The sequence below is a fragment of the Nocardiopsis mwathae genome (genome assembly GCF_014201195.1).
In the GTDB taxonomy this organism is placed as follows: Bacteria; Actinomycetota; Actinomycetes; order Streptosporangiales; family Streptosporangiaceae; genus Nocardiopsis_C; species Nocardiopsis_C mwathae.
Genome location: NZ_JACHDS010000001.1, coordinates 5,851,612 through 5,869,638, shown reverse-complemented (window position 1 = coordinate 5,869,638; position 18,027 = coordinate 5,851,612). Strand labels below are relative to the sequence as shown.

Below are 18,027 nucleotides of genomic sequence, written 5' to 3'. Positions count from 1 at the left end.
GGACCGTCCGTGGGGAACCCACATGGAGTGAGTCGATGTCCGACGTTCGGGATGAACACGCCCAGAACCCCCCTCCCGACGACCGCACCGAGGACTCCGTCCTCGCCTACGTCGTGCAGCAGACCGCCCGCCACCTCGGCGAGCCGGGCGGAGCGGTCGACCCTGCGCTCTCCTTCTACGAGCTCGGGGTCGACTCGCTCGACCTGATCATCATCGGCCGCCGGGTCGGCAAGCGCTTCGGGGTCCGACTCGAAATGCGCGACCTGCTCACCGAGAACAGCGGGCCCAAGGAGCTGTGCCGGATCGTCGTGCGGCGGCTTCCGCAGCCGGCGCCCGACGTATGACTCGCGGCGGCCGGCGACCAGAGCGAAGAAACCCGGGGGAAAGACGACCATGAACTTCGACGACACGCGCGCGCCAGGCCCACCTCAGGGCACGGAACCGGACATCGGGCGGTTGCCGCTCGACCGCGCCTTCGACTTCGTTCCGGCCTCGGCACGTGCCCGGGCCGGGATGCGCCGCCCGGAGCAGCCCTACACCTACCGCCGCACACCGCTGGTCGAACCGGACTGGAGCCGGTTCCCCGGGTGGGCGGACGTCACCGAGGCGCAGTGGCGGAACGCGCAATGGCAGCGCGTCAACTGTGTCCGCAACATCAAGCAGCTCCGCACGCTCATGGGGAACCTGCTCACCGACGCCTTCTACACCGATCTGCTCGCCGACCAGCGCGAGCTGTCGACCATGTCGATGCTGCTGCCGCCGCAGATGATCAACACCATGGTTCCGCACGCCCGTCCCGCGCCCGCGGACTTCACCGACGCCTTCTACGCCGACCCGATCCGCCGCTACATGCTTCCGGTGCGCTCGGACCGGCACCCCTATCACCCCTCCCACCCCTTCGCCCAGCGCGACTCCCTGCACGAAGCCGACATGTGGGTGGTGGAGGGCCTGACCCACCGCTACCCCACCAAGGTCTTGGCCGAGCTCATCTCCACCTGCCCGCAGTACTGCGGGCACTGCACGCGCATGGACCTCGTCGGGAACTCCACCGAGCAGATCAAGAAGGAGAAACTGCGGCTCACGCCGACCGACCGGCAGGACGCGATCATCGACTACCTGCAGCGCACACCGACCGTGCGCGACGTCGTCGTCTCCGGCGGCGACGTCGCCAACATTCCCTGGACGCGGCTCGAAACGTTCCTGCTGCGGCTGCTGGAGCTGGACAGCGTGCGGGACATCCGGCTGGCGAGCAAGGCCCTCGCCGGGCTGCCGCAGTACTGGATCCAGGAATCGGTCCTGGACGGGCTGGCCCGGGTGGCCCGGGCCGCCCGGGACCGCGGGGTCAGCCTCGCCCTGCACACACACATCAACCACGCCCAGTCGGTCACCCCGCTGGTCGCCGAGGCGACGCACCTGCTCCTGGAGAGCGGGCTGCGGGACGTGCGCAACCAGGGAGTGCTGATGCGCGGCGTCAACGACAGCCCCGACCAGCTGCTGGACCTGTGCTTCGCGATGCACGGCGAGGCGCAGCTGGTGCCCTACTACTTCTACATGTGCGACATGATCCCCAACTCCGAGCACTGGCGGGTGTCCCTGAACCGCGCCCAGGAACTCCAGCACGCGATCATGGGCTACCTGCCGGGCTACGCGACCCCGCGCATCGTGTGCGATGTCCCGTTCGTCGGGAAGCGGTGGGTGCACCAGGTATCCGCCTACGACCGGGAACGCGGTATCTCGTACTGGACCAAGAACTACCGGACGGCGATCGAAGGCGATGCCACCGACGCCCTCGACCGCCACCACGTCTACTACGACCCCATCGACACCCTGCCGGAAAGCGGACGCCGATGGTGGCGCGAGACCTACCCGGCATGACCGGCCAGGTGCATGCGAAACGGCGGCGCCCCATCCGCCTCCCGTGGTGATCGGGAGTCGGGCGGGGCGCCGCCGTTCTGCGACCGGTGTCGGCCGCGGTGGAACCGGTGGAGCTACAGCAGCGTCAGGACGACCACGACGGCCTCGACGACGAACAGCGCGATGCCGGCCGCCGCGAGGATGGTCCCGGTCTTGACCAGGTTGAGACCCTCCAGTTCGCCCTCGGACGCCTGGATGTCGCGCTTGGCCTTCGACCCGGTGACGAACGCCGCGATCGCGGTGAACAGACCGATCACCGGAACCAGGCCGACGATGCCGAGCCACAGGGTGGTCGTGGCACCCGGTGCGGTCTCCGGCCAGTAGTCGATGTTGTCGTACCCCGGGTAGGGATCGGCGACAGCGCCGGGCGGGTGCTCGTCGAAGCCGGGGAAGTCGTCGGTGATCGGGTCGCGGCCGCCGCGGCCACGGCCCCCGCGCCGGTCCTCCCCATCGGCTCCGGGGCGGTCCTCGTAGGTGTCGTCATAGGCGTCCGACCCCTCGTAGGCGTCATAGCCCTGGTCCCCGTACCGGTCCGCCTCGGCGCCGTACCCCTGGTAGGGGCCGCCGTCCGGACCATGGTCGTACCGCTCGTCATACCCCTCGTCGTAGGAGCCGTCGTAGCGGTCGCCGTACCGCTCGCCGCGGCCGTCGGCCGCGTGACCTTCGCCGTAGCCGTACCGGTCGTCCGGGCCACCGTCGTAGCCGTGCTCCACCGGGAAACCGGTGGCCCCGTGGTCGGGGTAGCCCTCGCCGCGGCCGTCCGGGACGAAGCCGTCCGGGAGCGCGGGCATCGCCTGCGTTCCCTCCATGGCGTCGGCGTAGCTGGTCTTCTGCGCCCAATTGTGCGACGGGGCCGGACCGCCCGTGTCGGCACCCGGCTGCGGGGCAAGGCCCTCGGGGCCGGGCTGCTGCGGCGACCAGGAGTCGGGGCCCGCATGGTGCGGGTCGTGCTGCGGCACCCACGGCTCGGCTGCGTATCCCTGCGGCACCTCGGCCTCAGGGCCGCGAGCGGCGGGGTCGGCCCAGTGGTCGTGCTCGGCCTCCCCGCGCCCGTCCGGGCCGAGCTCGTCCTCGACCGCCCGCTGCGGCGACGTCATCGGGCTCAGCCGCGCTCCCCAGTCCTCCAGCGGCAGACCGCCGGTGGCCTCCGGCGCCGCCGCCTCCTGGGCGCGCGCCTGGGCCTGCTGTGCGGCGATGGCCGCCAGCGGGTCGTCGGCCGCGGGGATGCCCTCCGGCGCCGGGGGCTCCTCCGACGCGGGCCCGGTGCCGGGCGCGGCCCCGAAGAACTGCGTGGTGTGGTCGGGCGAGCCGTCGCGCCGCTTCTGCTCCGCCTGCAGGGCGGTCTCCCGGACGGAGTCGGGCAGCCGGGGGTCGTCCCGACTGAACGCCCACGTGTTGCCGCTGCCGGTCCCCAGGTCGCCGCCCGGCTCGGCGGCGGGGCGGGCCGGCTCAGCGGGCAGGCCACCGGTGGTGGTCTCCTCCCCGCTGCTCAGCGGGTCCGCCGCGCCCGGTGCCGGTGCCGCCGGGTCGATCCCGGCGAACGGCCCGGTGGTCGGCGGCGGCACGTCGGACGCGGCCCACGGGCTCTCCCACTGCCCGGTGGTGCTCCCGGGTGCGGGCTCCTCGGCGGCGGGGCGGCCGAGGTAGGGCCGCGAGAGCTCATCGGCGTAGGCGTCGTCCGACGGCCGCGCGTCCGCCGGTTCGGCGGGCCGGTCGCCGCCGCCCGGCCGCGCGTCGTAGTGGCCCGGCCGCTCCCAGGAGCCCCCTGTCGCCAGCGGGTCCTCCCACCGGGTGTCGCGGTGGCCGTCGCCGCGCTGGTCGTCCGGATGGGCGCCCGGATGGCCCGGGGCGCCCGGCACCGCGGGGTCAGGTGCCAGGGACGGGTAGCCGCCGGTCGGGGCCGCAAGATCGGACGTGAGGGACGGATAGCCTCCGGTATGCGTCGCGGCATCCGGAGCGAGGGACGGATAACCGCCGGTCGGGGCCGCCTGCGGGGTTCCGAAGGGTTCGCCGTAGGTCGGCCGGACGGGCTCGTCGTGGGTCGGTGGAGGGCTGCTCTGGGGGCCGGTTCCGGGCAGGCTCGGCACCCCCTGAGGCGCGGCGTCGCCGTAGCCGGTGCCCTGTGGTGGGCCGTAGGGGGCGGCGTCGGCGTGGTCTCGGTACTCGGGGCGGCCGGAGTGGGTCGTGCGCTCCGAGGGGGTCGAGAAGTCCGCAGGGGCCGAAGGGGCTGCTGGGGGTGTGCCGATGGGGTGGTGCGGGTCGGCACCCCACCCGGTCTCGGAGGTGGGGGTGGGGGCTCCGAACGCGGGGGCTGCGGTGTGGTGCGGGCGGTCGGGCTCCGGCTGCGGGAGGTTCGGGGACCCGCCGGCGGGGTAGCCGTCGGGGGCGCCCCCCCAGGTGTGACCGGGTTCCGTGCCCGCTGCCGCCTGCTCCGGCCCACTCTCGTCCCGGGTCGCGGGAGAGCCGAGGGCGGAGACCCCGTCGTCGGCCGGTGCCACCGGGTCCGCGGGCTGCGCGGCGTCGCGGCGCACGCTGGAGCCGAAGCCGGGGTAGCCACCGGACACGTTGAGCGGCAGGCCGCTCAGCTCGCCCTGGGGAGTCCAGGACGGCTGAGCGCCGGTGGGCACCCGGTACACACCGCCGGCCCGATTCTCCTCGGCGCCACCCGCCTCCGACTGCGCCGGTCGCGCAGGAGGTCCGGTGGACGGCGGTGCCGGGCGCTCGGGCGCCTCTCCGGTGCGGTCGGCGCCGGAGGGGGCGTCCGACGGCATCGGGTCGGCGGTCCGGGGCGCCGCGAAGGGGTTGGGCACACCGGGCACACCGGGCGCACCCGGCGCGGCGGCACCGGAGGCGTAGGGCGGCAGACCGGCCCGGTGGTCGTAGGCCGGGCTGGATCCGGTGCCCAGGTCGTACTGGGCGGGCGGCTGCTGTCCGCCGGTCGGGGCCGCCCCGCGAAGGGAGGGCTGGGCGCCGGTGGCCGGAGTGCCGACGGTCGACGTCGGCCCATCCGCGGGTTCGGTGCCGCCGACCGGTGACGGTCCGCCTGTCGCCCCGGAGTGGCCGGGGACGCCGGGATAGCTCGGCGTCCCGGGGAGCCGCGGCAGCGACCCGGTGAGGTCGTTCCCGGGCCGGGGTGCGGCCTGCGGGCCGCCGGGGGCCGGGTGCGGGGCCGCCGGCTCACCCGGCTCCGTGCCGAGCCCGCCGAGTGCCGACGGGTAGGGCTCGGCCATGCCGGGGCGCGCTGCGCTCATCCCCGGGTAGCCACCGGTGTTCGGGAAGCCGACGAAGGAGCCGGTCCCGTGTTCGTGGTCCGGTGCGGGCGCGGCATCCCCCGCCGTCCCCTCACCGGTGCTCTCCCCCTCGTAAGGGTCCTGGTAATGCGACTGTGTGCGGTACCGGTCTCCGGTCGGCGTGAACCAGGAGCCCGGCTGCTGCCGCGGCTCCTGCTCCTCACCGGATGACCCGTACCGCCCTCCCCCGTTGTCCGTCACTGTCTTCGATCTCCAGACCGCGCCTGCGCGCTTGAGTCCCCATCCGAATCCGAGTATGCCGACCGGGAACGACGAACGGCGGTAGTTCCACCCCTTCCGGGGTGGACTACCGCCGCCACCAGATCAATCAATCGATCTCACCGGTCGTCTCTCGACGTCACCTGTTGTAGGGGCCGAAGTCGTACTCCTCCAGCGGAACGGCTTCACCCGATCCCTGCCCGAAGGTGTACTCACTGGGCTCGTCATAGCCCGACACAGAGTACATCGACGCCTTCGCCTCCTCGGTGGGCTCCACCCGGATGTTCCGGTACTTCGGAAGGCCGGTACCGGCCGGGATGAGCTTACCGATGATGACGTTCTCCTTGAGACCGACCAGGGGGTCGCTCTTGCCGTGAATCGCGTTCTCGGTGAGCACCCGGGTCGTCTCCTGGAAGGAGGCCGCCGACAGCCACGACTCCGTGGCCAGCGAGGCCTTGGTGATGCCCAGGAGGACCGGACGACCGGCCGCCGGCTGGCCACCTTCGGCCACGACCTCGCGGTTGATCGCCTCGAACTTCGGGCGCTCGACCATCTCGCCGGGCAGCAGCGAGGTGTCGCCCGACTCCAGGATGTTCACCCGCTTGAGCATCTGCCGCACGATGATCTCGATGTGCTTGTCGTGGATCGAGACACCCTGCGACTTGTAGACCTCCTGGACCTCCGACACGAGGTGCTGCTGCACCGCGCGCGGGCCCTGGATGCGCAGGACCTCGTGCGGGTTGATCGCACCCTGGATCAGCTGCTGGCCGACGTCGACGTGATCGCCGTCGCTGACCAGGAGCTGCGCCCGCATGGGCACCGGGTAGGCGATCTCGTCGGAGCCGTCGTCCGGGATGAGGACGATCTTGCGGCTCTTCTCGGTGTCGTCGATCCGGATCCGGCCGGGGAGCTCGGAGATCGGTGCCACACCCTTGGGGATGCGGGCCTCGAAGAGCTCCTGGACACGGGGCAGACCGTGGGTGATGTCCTGACCGGCCGAACCACCCATGTGGAAGGTCCGCATGGTCAGCTGGGTACCCGGCTCACCGATGGACTGCGCGGCGATGATGCCGATGGCCTCACCGACATCGACCGCCTTGCCGGTCGCCATGGAGCGGCCGTAGCAGGTCGAGCAGACGCCGATCTTGGCCTCGCAGGTCAGCGAGCTGCGCACGCGCACCCGCTCGGCCCCGGCCGCGACCAGCTTGTCGATGTTGGACTCCGACGTGTCGCCGCCCGCCGGCACGATGATCTCACCGTTGACCACGACGTCCTCGGCGAGCGTGCGGCCGAAGCCGGTGTTCTCGACGTTGTGCTTGCGCACGACGACGCCGGCGGCGTTCTTCTCGCCGATCTCCTGCCACAGGGAGCGGTCGGTGCCGCAGTCGACCTCGCGGACGATGACGTCCTGGGCGACGTCCACCAGACGCCGGGTGAGGTACCCGGAGTCGGCGGTCCGCAGGGCGGTGTCGGCCAGACCCTTGCGCTGACCGTGCGTGGAGATGAAGTACTCCAGGACGGACAGGCCCTCGCGGTAGGACGACTTGATCGGACGCGGGATGGTCTCACCCTTGGTGTTGGAGACCAGGCCACGGATACCGGCGATCTGGCGGACCTGCATCGGGTTACCGCGCGCGCCGGACTGGACCATCATCCACACCGGGTTGTCGACGGGGAAGTTGTCCTCCATCGCCTGGGCGACCTCGTTGGTGGCCTTGGTCCAGATCTCGGTGAGCTCCTGGCGGCGCTCGTCGTCGGTGATCAGACCGCGGTCGTACTCCCGCTGGATCTTGTCGGCCTGGTTCTCGTAGCCGTCCAGGATCTCCTTCTTGCCGGGAGGCGCGAGGACGTCGCCGATACCGATGGTCAGACCCGAGCGGGTCGCCCAGTGGTAGCCGGCGTCCTTCAGGGCGTCCAGCGTGGTGGCGACCTGGACCTTGTCGTAGCCCTCGGCCAGGTCGTTCACCAGGACGGAGATCTGCTTCTTGCCCATCTGGTGGTTGACGTACGGGTAGTCGAGCGGCGTGGTCTCGTTGAAGAGGTACCGCCCGAGCGTCGTCTCCAGCAGGTAGGGCTCACCCGGCTCGCGGCCCTCGGGGAACTCCCAGTCGCGCGGCGTCGGGACGTCGCCCTCAAGCCGGATCCGGATCTTGGCCTGCAGGTCCAGCTCGCCGTTGTCGTAGGCCATGATCGCCTCGCCCGGCGTGCGGAACGAGCGGCCCTCGCCCTTCGCACCCTCCTTGAGGGTGGTCAGGTAGTACAGGCCGATGATCATGTCCTGCGTCGGCATGGTGACCGGCTTGCCGTCGGACGGCTTGAGGATGTTGTTGGTCGCCAGCATGAGCAGGCGCGCCTCGGCCTGGGCCTCCGCCGACAGCGGCAGGTGCACGGCCATCTGGTCACCGTCGAAGTCCGCGTTGAACGCGGTGCAGACGAGCGGGTGGATCTGGATGGCCTTGCCCTCGACCAGCTGCGGTTCGAAGGCCTGGATGCCCAGGCGGTGCAGGGTCGGCGCACGGTTCAGCAGCACCGGGTGCTCGGTGATGACCTCTTCGAGGACGTCCCACACCACGGGGCGGGACCGCTCGACCATCCGCTTGGCGCTCTTGATGTTCTGCGCGTGGTTCAGGTCGACCAGGCGCTTCATCACGAACGGCTTGAACAGCTCCAGCGCCATCTGCTTGGGCAGACCGCACTGGTGCAGCTTGAGCGTCGGGCCGACGACGATGACCGAACGGCCGGAGTAGTCGACGCGCTTACCGAGCAGGTTCTGCCGGAAGCGGCCCTGCTTGCCCTTGAGCATGTCGGACAGCGACTTCAGCGGGCGGTTGCCCGGCCCGGTGACCGGGCGGCCGCGGCGGCCGTTGTCGAACAGCGCGTCGACGGCCTCCTGGAGCATCCGCTTCTCGTTGTTGACGATGATCTCGGGCGCGCCGAGGTCCAGCAGCCGCTTGAGGCGGTTGTTCCGGTTGATCACCCGGCGGTACAGGTCGTTGAGGTCGGAGGTCGCGAAGCGGCCACCGTCGAGCTGCACCATCGGACGCAGGTCCGGCGGGATGACCGGGACGCAGTCCAGGACCATGCCCATCGGGCTGTTGCGCGTGTTGAGGAACGCCGCGACGACCTTGAGCCGCTTCAGCGCGCGGGCCTTCTTCTGGCCCTTGCCGCTGCGGATGGTCTCGCGCAGCTTCTCGGCCTCGGCGTCGAGGTCGAAGTTGGCCAGACGCTCCTGGATGGCCTGGGCGCCCATGCCGCCGCGGAAGTACTTGCCGAAGCGGTCCCGCATCTCGCGGTACAGCATCTCGTCGCCCTCAAGGTCCTGGACCTTGAGGTTCTTGAAGCGGTTCCAGACCTCTTCGAGGCGGTCGATCTCGCGCTGCACGCGGTCGCGGATCTGGCGCATCTCGCGCTCGGCGGACTCGCGCACCTTGCGGCGCGCGTCGCCCTTGGCGCCCTGCTCCTCCAGCTCGGCGAGGTCGGCCTCCAGCTTGCGGTGACGCTCCTCGACCGAGGAGTCGCGCCGCTGCTCAAGGTGCTGGCGCTCGACCGAGATGTGCGCTTCCAGCGACTGCAGGTCGCGCTCACGGGCCTCGGTGTCGACCCACGTGACCATGTACGCCGCGAAGTAGATGATCTTTTCGAGATCCTTCGGGGCGAGGTCGAGCAGGTACCCCAGGCGGCTGGGGACGCCCTTGAAGTACCAGATGTGGGTCACCGGCGCGGCGAGCTCGATGTGGCCCATGCGCTCACGCCGGACCTTCGCCCGGGTGACCTCGACACCGCAGCGCTCACAGATGATGCCCTTGAAGCGGACGCGCTTGTACTTACCGCAGTAGCACTCCCAGTCGCGCGTGGGACCGAAGATCTTCTCGCAGAAGAGCCCGTCCTTCTCCGGCTTCAGGGTTCGGTAGTTGATGGTTTCCGGCTTCTTGACCTCGCCGTGCGACCACTGGCGGATGTCGTCGGCGGTCGCGAGGCCAATACGCAGCTCGTCGAAGAAATTGACGTCGAGCACTTAATTCGTCCCCTGCTCTTGAAGATCGCGGAAGTTAGACCTCTTCGACACTGCTCGGCTCACGCCGACCAAGGTCGATCCCCAGTTCTTCCGCTGCACGGAAGACGTCTTCGTCGGTGTCCCGCATCTCGATGGACATACCGTCACTGGACAGCACCTCCACGTTCAGACAGAGCGACTGCATCTCCTTGATGAGCACCTTGAAGGACTCGGGGATGCCCGGCTCGGGGATGTTCTCGCCCTTGACGATCGCCTCGTAGACCTTCACACGGCCCAGGACGTCGTCCGACTTGATCGTGAGCAGCTCCTGCAGGGCGTAGGCGGCGCCGTAGGCCTCCAGCGCCCAGACCTCCATCTCGCCGAACCGCTGGCCGCCGAACTGCGCCTTACCACCCAGCGGCTGCTGGGTGATCATCGAGTACGGACCGGTGGAGCGCGCGTGGATCTTGTCGTCCACCAGGTGGTGCAGCTTGAGGATGTACTTGTAGCCGACGGAGATCGGGTGCGCGAACGGCTCTCCGGTGCGGCCGTCGAACAGCTGCGTCTTGCCGTCGGTACCGATCAGGCGCTCACCGTCGTCGTTCGGACGGGTGGAGGCCAGCAGGCCGCCGATCTCGTCCTCGCGCAGGCCGTCGAACACCGGGGTGGCGACGTTGGTGCCGGGCTCCACGGTGGCCGCGCCGATCTCGCGGAGCGACTCCTTCCAGGGCTCGTCACCCTCGCCGATCTCCCAGCCGTTCTTGGCCAGCCAGCCCAGGTGGACCTCCAGCACCTGGCCGACGTTCATCCGGCCCGGCACACCCAGCGGGTTCAGGATGATGTCGACCGGCGTACCGTCGGCCATGAACGGCATGTCCTCCTGCGGAAGGATCTTGGCGATCACACCCTTGTTGCCGTGCCGGCCGGCCAGCTTGTCACCATCGGTGATCTTGCGCTTCTGCGCCACATACACACGCACCAGCTCGTTGACACCCGGCGGCAGCTCGTCGCCCTCGTCCCGGCTGAACACCCGAACACCGATGACCTTGCCCGACTCACCGTGCGGCACCTTCAGCGAGGTGTCGCGCACCTCCCGCGCCTTCTCCCCGAAGATCGCCCGCAGCAGCCGCTCCTCCGGCGTCAGCTCGGTCTCGCCCTTCGGCGTCACCTTCCCCACCAGGATGTCGCCGTCCACGACCTCCGCGCCGATCCGGATGATCCCCCGGTCGTCCAGATCCGCCAGCACCTCGTCGGAGACGTTGGGGATCTCCCGGGTGATCTCCTCGGGACCCAGCTTGGTGTCCCGCGCGTCGACCTCGTGCTCCTCGATGTGGATCGAGGACAGCACGTCGTCCTGCACGAGCCGCTGGGAGAGGATGATCGCGTCCTCGTAGTTGTGGCCCTCCCAGGACATGTAGGCCACCAGCAGGTTCTTGCCCAGCGACATCTCGCCCTGGTCGGTCGAGGGGCCGTCGGCCAGCACCTGGCGCTCCTCCACCCGCTGGCCCTCGGCCACGATCGGGCGCTGGTTGAAGCACGTGCCCTGGTTGGACCGCTTGAACTTGCCCAGCCGGTAGGTCTTGCGCGTACCGTCGTCGGCCAGCACCGTCACATAGTCGGCCGTCACGTCCTCCACGACGCCCGCCTGGTCGGCGAGGACGACCTCACCGGCGTCGGTGGCCGCGCGGTACTCCATGCCGGTACCCACGACCGGGGCCTCGGCGCGCAGCAGCGGCACGGCCTGGCGCTGCATGTTGGAGCCCATCAGCGCGCGGTTGGCGTCGTCGTGCTCCAGGAACGGGATCATGGAGGTCGCGACCGACACCATCTGGCGCGGCGAGACGTCCATGTAGTCGACCTCGTCCACGGAGGCGAGCTCGAACTCCCCGCCCTTGCGGCGGACCAGGATGCGGTTGGTCTCGAACGTTCCGTCGGCGCTGACCGGGGTGTTGGCCTGCGCGATGACGTAGCGGTCCTCCTCGTCGGCGGTGAGGTAGACGACCTCGTCGCTCAGGCGGCCGTCGACGACCCTGCGGTAGGGCGTCTCGACGAAGCCGAAGGAGTTGACCCGGCCATACCCGGCCAGCGAGCCGATCAGACCGATGTTCGGGCCTTCCGGCGTCTCGATCGGGCACATGCGGCCGTAGTGCGACGGGTGGACGTCGCGCACCTCGAAGCCGGCGCGTTCACGGGACAGACCGCCCGGACCCAGGGCGGACAGCCGCCGCTTGTGGGTCAGACCGGCCAGCGGGTTGGTCTGGTCCATGAACTGCGACAGCTGGCTGGTGCCGAAGAACTCCTTGATGGAGGCGACGACCGGCCGGATGTTGATCAGGGTCTGCGGCGTGATCGCCTCGACGTCCTGGGTGGTCATGCGCTCGCGCACGACCCGCTCCATCCGCGCCAGGCCCAGCCGGACCTGGTTCTGGATGAGCTCACCGACGGTACGCAGCCGGCGGTTGCCGAAGTGGTCGATGTCGTCGGTCTCGATCGGGATGGAGCCCTCGGAGGTCTCCAGCTCCTCCTCGCCGGCGTGCAGCCGCACCAGGTAGTCGATCGTCGCGACGATATCGTCCTCGGTCAGCGTCCCCTGCGTGAACTCCGCCTCCACCCCGAGCTTCTTGTTGATCTTGTACCGGCCCACCTTGGCCAGGTCATAGCGCTTCGGGTTGAAGTACAGGTTCTCCAGCAGCGCCTGGGCCGACTCCTTGGTCGGCGGCTCCCCCGGACGCAGCTTGCGGTAGATGTCCAGCAGCGCGTCGTCGGTCCCCGCCGTCGGGTCCTTCTCCAGCGTGTTGCGGATCGACTCATAGGCGCCGAACCGCTCCAGGATCTGGTCGGTCGTCCACCCCAGCGCCTTGAGCAGGACCGTCACACCCTGCTTGCGCTTGCGGTCGATGCGCACACCGACGAAGTCGCGCTTGTCGACCTCGAACTCCAGCCACGCACCCCGCGACGGGATGACCTTGCAGCCGTACAGGTCCTTGTCGGAGGACTTGTCGACCTGGCGATCGAAGTACACGCCCGGGGAGCGGACCAGCTGCGACACCACGACACGCTCGGTGCCGTTGATGATGAACGTGCCCTTGACCGTCATGAGCGGGAAATCACCCATGAACACCGTCTGGCTCTTGATCTCACCGGTGTCGTTGTTGATGAACTCCGCCGTGACGAACATCGGGGCGGAGTAGGTCATGTCCTTGTCCTTGCACTCCTCTTCGGAGTACTTGGGCGGCTCGAACCGATGGTCGCGGAACGACAGCGACATCGTGCCCGAGAAGTCCTCGATGGGACTGATCTCCTCGAAGATCTCTTCGAGACCGGACTGCTCCGGAACGTCCTTGCGGCCGGCGTTACGGGCCGCCTCGACTCGGGCACGCCACTTCTCATTGCCCAGCAGCCAGTCGAACGAGTCGGTCTGCAGAGCGAGAAGGTTCGGGACCTCGAGTGGTTCCTGAATGCGAGCGAAAGAAACGCGGTTCGGACCAAGGGCGTTAGCGGAGGCGTTGCGCGAGGCTGCCAACAGGGGTCCTTCCGAAGGCTTGTGGCGGTTGATGCGCGCGCACGCCGGACGACCCATAGGTGTCGGAGGAGAACCGCCGAGGTCGGAGGCTCCCGTCTGGAGCACGTACGATGGGCGCCGAGATCACGAAGAATCGGACACAACGCACGGACACCGGCACACGGATCGTCAAAGGGCAGCGCAAAAGGGCAGTGTAGCCGAATACTACACCGCTGTCCAACCGTGGCCCCCGGAGTCATTCACGACACCACGCAGCATCGCCGCAACCGGCGAATCCGTCAAGCCCGAAGCCCGTCCCGAGGGGCCTCGGACGGCCGTGAGAGGTCCCACAGCGCGCCGGGAGTGTGAAGGGCCCGACAACCGGGAAGGACCCTTAGGTCCAGGCCTCGGTGGCGGTGTCCGGTTCTCCCGCCCGATGTCCCCTCCCTCACCGGAATCCCCGGAGCGGGGTCGGACGGGTCGGCCGCGCCGACGGCGGGATCGGCGTCACAGGCGATGACGGCAGCGCGCTCGGGACGACCCGCGCCCCATCGCGGCACACGCGCCGTGCGGCGCTTCGCGGCCGCCGCGCCCATCCGGCGCCCCGGCGGGACCGATCGGCCGGATCCGGCCACCGGGCTGCCAGGTCCGGCCGAGTCGGCGCCCCTGGCCGCAACGGCCGGGCGCACAGCACCCCCCGTGCCCGCGTCGCCACGCATGAACGGCGAAGGGCGGCCACCCCGCGGGGTGGCCGCCCCTACCTGCTGTTCGGAACAGCGGTGCAGTCCGATGGACTACTTGAGGGTGACCGTGGCGCCGGCGCCCTCCAGGGCAGCCTTGGCCTTCTCGGCGGCCTCCTTGTTGACACCCTCCAGCAGCGGCTTCGGGGCGTTGTCGACCAGGTCCTTGGCCTCCTTGAGGCCCAGGCTCGTGAGGCCACGGACCTCCTTGATGACCTGGATCTTCTTGTCGCCGGCGGACTCCAGGACGACGTCGAACTCGTCCTTCTCCTCCTCGGCGGCCTCGCCACCACCGGCAGCACCCGGGGCGGCGACGGCGACCGCGGCCGGGGCGGCGGCGGTGACGTCGAACTTCTCCTCGAACTGCTTCACGAAGTCGGCCAGCTCGAGAAGGGTCATCCCCTCGAACTGCTCCAGCAGCTCTTCGGTGCTGAGCTTCGCCATGATTGCGATCTCTCTTTCTCTAGCAACACGCGCGTCCGGCGACGCCGTGCCGAGCCTTGCCATACCGGCGCGTTCGCACCGGCAAGGTTCGTGGGTTTCTTAGGCTTCGTCCGCACGCTTGTCGTGCAGCGCCTGAGCGAGCCGCACGGTCTTCGACGGCAGCGCCTGGAACAGCGCGGCGGCATGGCCCTGCTTGGCCTTGAGCGCGCCGGCCAGCTTCGCGAGGAGAACCTCGCGGGACTCAAGATCGGCCAGCTTGGTGATCTCGTCGGACGTCATCGCCTTGCCGTCGATGACGCCGCCCTTGATCACGAGCGCCTTGTTCGCCTTCGAGAAGTCACGCAGCCCCTTGGCGGCCTCGACCACGTCACCGTGGACGAAAGCGATGGCGGAGGGACCCTCGAACAGGTCGTTGACCTGCTCGCCAAGACCGGCCTCGTTGGCCGCGATCTTGCTCAGCGTGTTCTTCGCGATGCGGAAGCGCGCGTTCTGGCCGAGGCTACGACGCAGCTCACCGAGCTGCGCCACAGTGAGCCCCCGGTACTCGGTCAGCACAGCGCCCTGCGAGTCACGGAACTCCTCCGTGAGCTCGGCGACCGCGGCTGCCTTATCCGGCCTCGCCATGGGACTCCTTCCAACAGTGAACGCCGGTGTTTCCCAAGGGGCCAGGTGACAGGGCAGCGAGGGCAATGAAAAAAGCCCCGGCGCAGGCGCACGGGGCCAGTGGATCCACACGGCTCGCGGACACATGGGCGCAAGAGCGCACACATCCCGCTGCGACGGGGATCGACACAGCTCACATCACACCTGCGCAGGCCGCCCCAGTTCACTTGGGACCTTAGGTCACCCGTTGGGTGACGACCGGCGGTCTTCGGCAGTCCCCCATGCTAGCCGATGACCAGGAGTGCCGCGAACCCTCCCGCGGATGTTCCTGGGAACGGGACGGTGAACGGGGACGCCGTCGACCCGGCACGGACGGCGGTGCGCCGGGCCCGCAACCGGACCCGGCGCACACGGCCGCCTCTGCCACCTCTCCCCCCGCCCCCTGCGGGGCGTCCGGGGACTCAGGCGGTCAGGGCCACATCGAAACCGCTGCCCCTAGTACACCCCGAGGTCACCCATGTCCCCCATCTCGCCGAGGTCACCCAGGTCACCCAGGTCGCCACCGGGCATGGGGAAGTCACCGATCCGGTCCTCCGCCGGGTAGTCGATCTCCATCGGCTCATTGAAGGAGCGGAAGTCCACCGTCGACGTGAAGGCGTCGCCCAGCTTGCTGATCACGCGGCGCGGCTGTTCGTCGCCGTCGACATAGACCTCGAAGTCCACGGTGTCGACACCGGCCTTCTCGAACGTCTCACGCGCCGCCTGCCGCGCCTCGGGGTCGTCGACCTCCCGCAGCGCCTCCTCGGTGCTGTAGGAGCCGACGTACTTGGTGGTGGCGACGCCGTTGACGTCCTCGCTCCCGGCCTCCTCGGCCTCCTTGGCGGCGATCAGCCGCTGCACCTCGGAGAGCGGGTCCTGGTTGGCGACTTCGACCCCCGCCTGGCCCATCTCCATGCGGATCCACTCGGGCATGTCGCCGCCCATGTCGCCCACGCCCGGGATGTCGGTCTTGGTCAGCATCTCGCTGCCGCGCATGAGGACCGTCACCTGCTGGCCGTCGACGCCCATCTCCATCCGCATCGTCGGCTCCGGCTCACGCACGTAGTCGACGTCCCCGGACATCTCCATGCTCTCGCCGCCCAGGGCGCCGGTCATGGAGATCGTGGCCGAGTAGGTGTCGGCCTGCTCGGCATTGCTCGCCATGTTCCGGACGATTTCGAGCGGGCTCGGACCACCCAGTCCCGGCAGCGGCAGCGCCGAACAGCCCGCGACGGCCACCATCAGCCCCGCACCCGCCGCGGCCGCGGCGATCTTCTTCAGCATCGAGAAAAGCCCCCACATCTGACATCAGCTGGAATCAACCGGTTCGAACCGTACGCCGCATCAGACGCCCCACCAGCCGCCCGGGTTCCGGGGCTGCGCAGGGAGACTCGGCGACGGGTCGGGCGCGGCTGGGTCACAGGCCAGCGAGCCACCGCTAGAAACCCCAACATCGCCGCACGGGCGGGCCCGGGACGGGAGGGTGGGGCCAGGTCCGCTGTGCGGCCTTGTCGGCGTCTGCGTGCGGGGTTTCCGGTGGAGACGAGCAGCAGCGACGAGGGCGGTGGGGGTCTGGGGTGGCCGGTCGTCGCCCGGGTGGGCACGGGCGCGGGCCAGCGGCGGGAGTCACCGCCCACACCACCCCCGGGTCCCGTACCGGGAGGCAGCGACGACGAGGAAGGGGAGGGGCGCCCCACTCCGCCCCCGACCCGATCGGTGGCCGCCTCTTTCGTCTCTCTCGGAGATATTGGGGTGAAAAACGCCCGCGAAACCCCCAATATCTCCGAGATCAACGGAAGAAAGGGCGGGAAAGCGCTCTCCCAAGGGGAGGAGCCAGGCGCATGCGGGTTCGGGCGCCCGGATCGGGGGCCGCGGTACGGCCGGAACCCCCTCCCGCGATGAGCATGGGAAATGATCGGGCGAAATGGACACCATCGGATGCCAGCCCGTGATCATCGCCAGGGAGACGGAACGGCTCGCGGATCGCGGAAACAGCTGCACGCGAAGCGGAAACCCGCACTTCCGGCCAGCCCCCACACGGCCAGACACGCACCCGCAACCGCCCACCGGGCCCGAAACACCACCCGACAGCGCTCCCCCGCCCCTGTCTCCGATGATCTCGGGAAAACGGTTCGAATTCCGGCGCGAGTTCCAACCGCCCTCCCGAGATCATCGGAAGGGTCGAGCCCGAGCAGGGCCGGGGCCGGTCCGGGTCGGGGGCGGAGTGGGGCGCCCCTCCCCTTCCTCGTCGTCGCTGCCTCCCGGTACGGGACCCGGGGGTGGTGTGGGCGGTGACTCCCGCCGCTGGCCCGCGCCCGTGCCCACCCGGGCGACGACCGGCCACCCCAGACCCCCACCGCCCTCGTCGCTGCTGCTCGTCTCCACCGGAAACCCCGCACGCAGACGCCGACAAGGCCGCACAGCGGACCTGGCCCCACCCCAGCGCCACCCCCACCCCGCTCCAACTCCCGACACGACGAAGAACGGCGGCGGCCGGGGGTGGACCCCCGGCCGCCGCCGTTCGCTACGTCTGTGCCCGATCCGTGCTCGGGCGTTGGTGACCTCAGACTTCGAGCGGGATGCCCGGGCCCATGGTCGTGGTCAGGGTGGCCTTCTTGATGTAGCGACCCTTCGCGGCGGACGGCTTGAGGCGGTTGACCTCGTCGAGCGCCGCGGTGAAGTTCTCCACCAGCTTCTCGTCGTCGAACGAGATCTTGCCGACGATGAAGTGCAGGTTCCCGTGGCGGTCCACGCGGAACTCGATCTTGCCGCCCTTGATGTCGGTGACGGCCTTGGCGACGTCCGGCGTGACGGTGCCGGTCTTCGGGTTCGGCATCAGGCCACGCGGACCGAGCACGCGGCCCAGGCGGCCGACCTTGCCCATGAGGTCCGGGGTGGCGACGACCGCGTCGAAGTCGAGGAAACCGTTCTGGACCTCCTGGACGAGGTCGTCGTCGCCGACGAAGTCGGCGCCGGCGGCCCGCGCCGCCTCCGCACGCTCACCGGTGGCGAAGACCAGGACCCGAGCGGTCTTGCCGGTGCCGTGCGGCAGGTTGACGGTGCCGCGGACCATCTGGTCGGCCTTGCGCGGGTCGACGCCCAGGCGCAGGGCGACCTCGACGGTCGCGTCGAACTTGACGGTGCTGGTCTCCTTGGCCAGCTTCACCGCGTCGGCCGGAGCGTAGGTCTTGCTGCGGTCGACCAGCTCGCTGCTCTTGCGGTGGCTCTTGCTGCGCTTCACGGAAATCTCCTGATTGAGACGTGTGGTCACGGGCCAGCGCC

General features: G+C 69.7%; 9 protein-coding genes. 2 read left to right on the top strand and 7 right to left on the bottom strand.

Annotated elements, in window-relative coordinates; all coding sequences use genetic code 11:
- Positions 1 to 35 precede the first annotated feature (35 nt).
- Positions 36 to 344, top strand: a complete 309-nt coding sequence (locus tag HNR23_RS25860) for an acyl carrier protein (protein ID WP_184079584.1) — start codon at positions 36 to 38, stop codon at positions 342 to 344.
- Positions 345 to 393: 49 nt separating this feature from the next.
- Positions 394 to 1,875, top strand: coding sequence for a KamA family radical SAM protein (locus HNR23_RS25855; protein ID WP_246421862.1), 1,482 nt, complete (start codon positions 394 to 396; stop codon positions 1,873 to 1,875).
- A gap of 113 nt (positions 1,876 to 1,988) precedes the next feature.
- Here the strand turns inward: HNR23_RS25855 and HNR23_RS25850 are convergent, their stop codons facing one another.
- The 7 genes from HNR23_RS25850 to rplA all read right to left on the bottom strand — a co-directional run bounded on the left by HNR23_RS25850 (position 1,989) and on the right by rplA (position 17,986).
- Positions 1,989 to 5,405: a hypothetical protein gene (locus tag HNR23_RS25850; RefSeq protein ID WP_184079582.1), complete on the bottom strand. Its 3,417-nt coding sequence runs from the start codon at positions 5,403 to 5,405 to the stop codon at positions 1,989 to 1,991.
- Positions 5,406 to 5,562: 157 nt separating this feature from the next.
- Positions 5,563 to 9,438, bottom strand: a complete 3,876-nt coding sequence (locus HNR23_RS25845; protein ID WP_184079580.1) for a DNA-directed RNA polymerase subunit beta' — start codon at positions 9,436 to 9,438, stop codon at positions 5,563 to 5,565.
- A gap of 34 nt (positions 9,439 to 9,472) precedes the next feature.
- On the bottom strand, positions 9,473 to 12,940 hold the full coding sequence (rpoB, locus tag HNR23_RS25840; protein WP_184079578.1) for a DNA-directed RNA polymerase subunit beta: 3,468 nt from the start codon (positions 12,938 to 12,940) through the stop codon (positions 9,473 to 9,475).
- A gap of 773 nt (positions 12,941 to 13,713) precedes the next feature.
- Positions 13,714 to 14,103, bottom strand: a complete 390-nt coding sequence (gene rplL, locus HNR23_RS25835; protein WP_184079577.1) for a 50S ribosomal protein L7/L12 — start codon at positions 14,101 to 14,103, stop codon at positions 13,714 to 13,716.
- Between the two features lie 99 nt (positions 14,104 to 14,202).
- Positions 14,203 to 14,727: a 50S ribosomal protein L10 gene (rplJ, locus tag HNR23_RS25830; RefSeq protein WP_184079576.1), complete on the bottom strand. Its 525-nt coding sequence runs from the start codon at positions 14,725 to 14,727 to the stop codon at positions 14,203 to 14,205.
- A gap of 474 nt (positions 14,728 to 15,201) precedes the next feature.
- Positions 15,202 to 16,029: a LolA-like protein gene (locus tag HNR23_RS25825; protein ID WP_246421861.1), complete on the bottom strand. Its 828-nt coding sequence runs from the start codon at positions 16,027 to 16,029 to the stop codon at positions 15,202 to 15,204.
- A 1,279-nt stretch (positions 16,030 to 17,308) separates the two neighbouring features.
- Positions 17,309 to 17,986: a 50S ribosomal protein L1 gene (rplA, locus tag HNR23_RS25820; RefSeq protein WP_184079575.1), complete on the bottom strand. Its 678-nt coding sequence runs from the start codon at positions 17,984 to 17,986 to the stop codon at positions 17,309 to 17,311.
- Positions 17,987 to 18,027: the final 41 nt, after the last annotated feature.

What these genes read in the sequence shown, in the direction of transcription:
- HNR23_RS25860 (WP_184079584.1), top strand. Translation starts at nt 36, where the DNA reads ATGTCCGACGTTCGGGATGAACACGCCCAGAACCCCCCTCCCGACGAC.
- HNR23_RS25855 (WP_246421862.1), top strand. Translation starts at nt 394, where the DNA reads ATGAACTTCGACGACACGCGCGCGCCAGGCCCACCTCAGGGCACGGAA.
- rplL (WP_184079577.1), bottom strand. Translation starts at nt 14,103, where the DNA reads ATGGCGAAGCTCAGCACCGAAGAGCTGCTGGAGCAGTTCGAGGGGATG.
- rplJ (WP_184079576.1), bottom strand. Translation starts at nt 14,727, where the DNA reads ATGGCGAGGCCGGATAAGGCAGCCGCGGTCGCCGAGCTCACGGAGGAG.
- HNR23_RS25825 (WP_246421861.1), bottom strand. Translation starts at nt 16,029, where the DNA reads ATGCTGAAGAAGATCGCCGCGGCCGCGGCGGGTGCGGGGCTGATGGTG.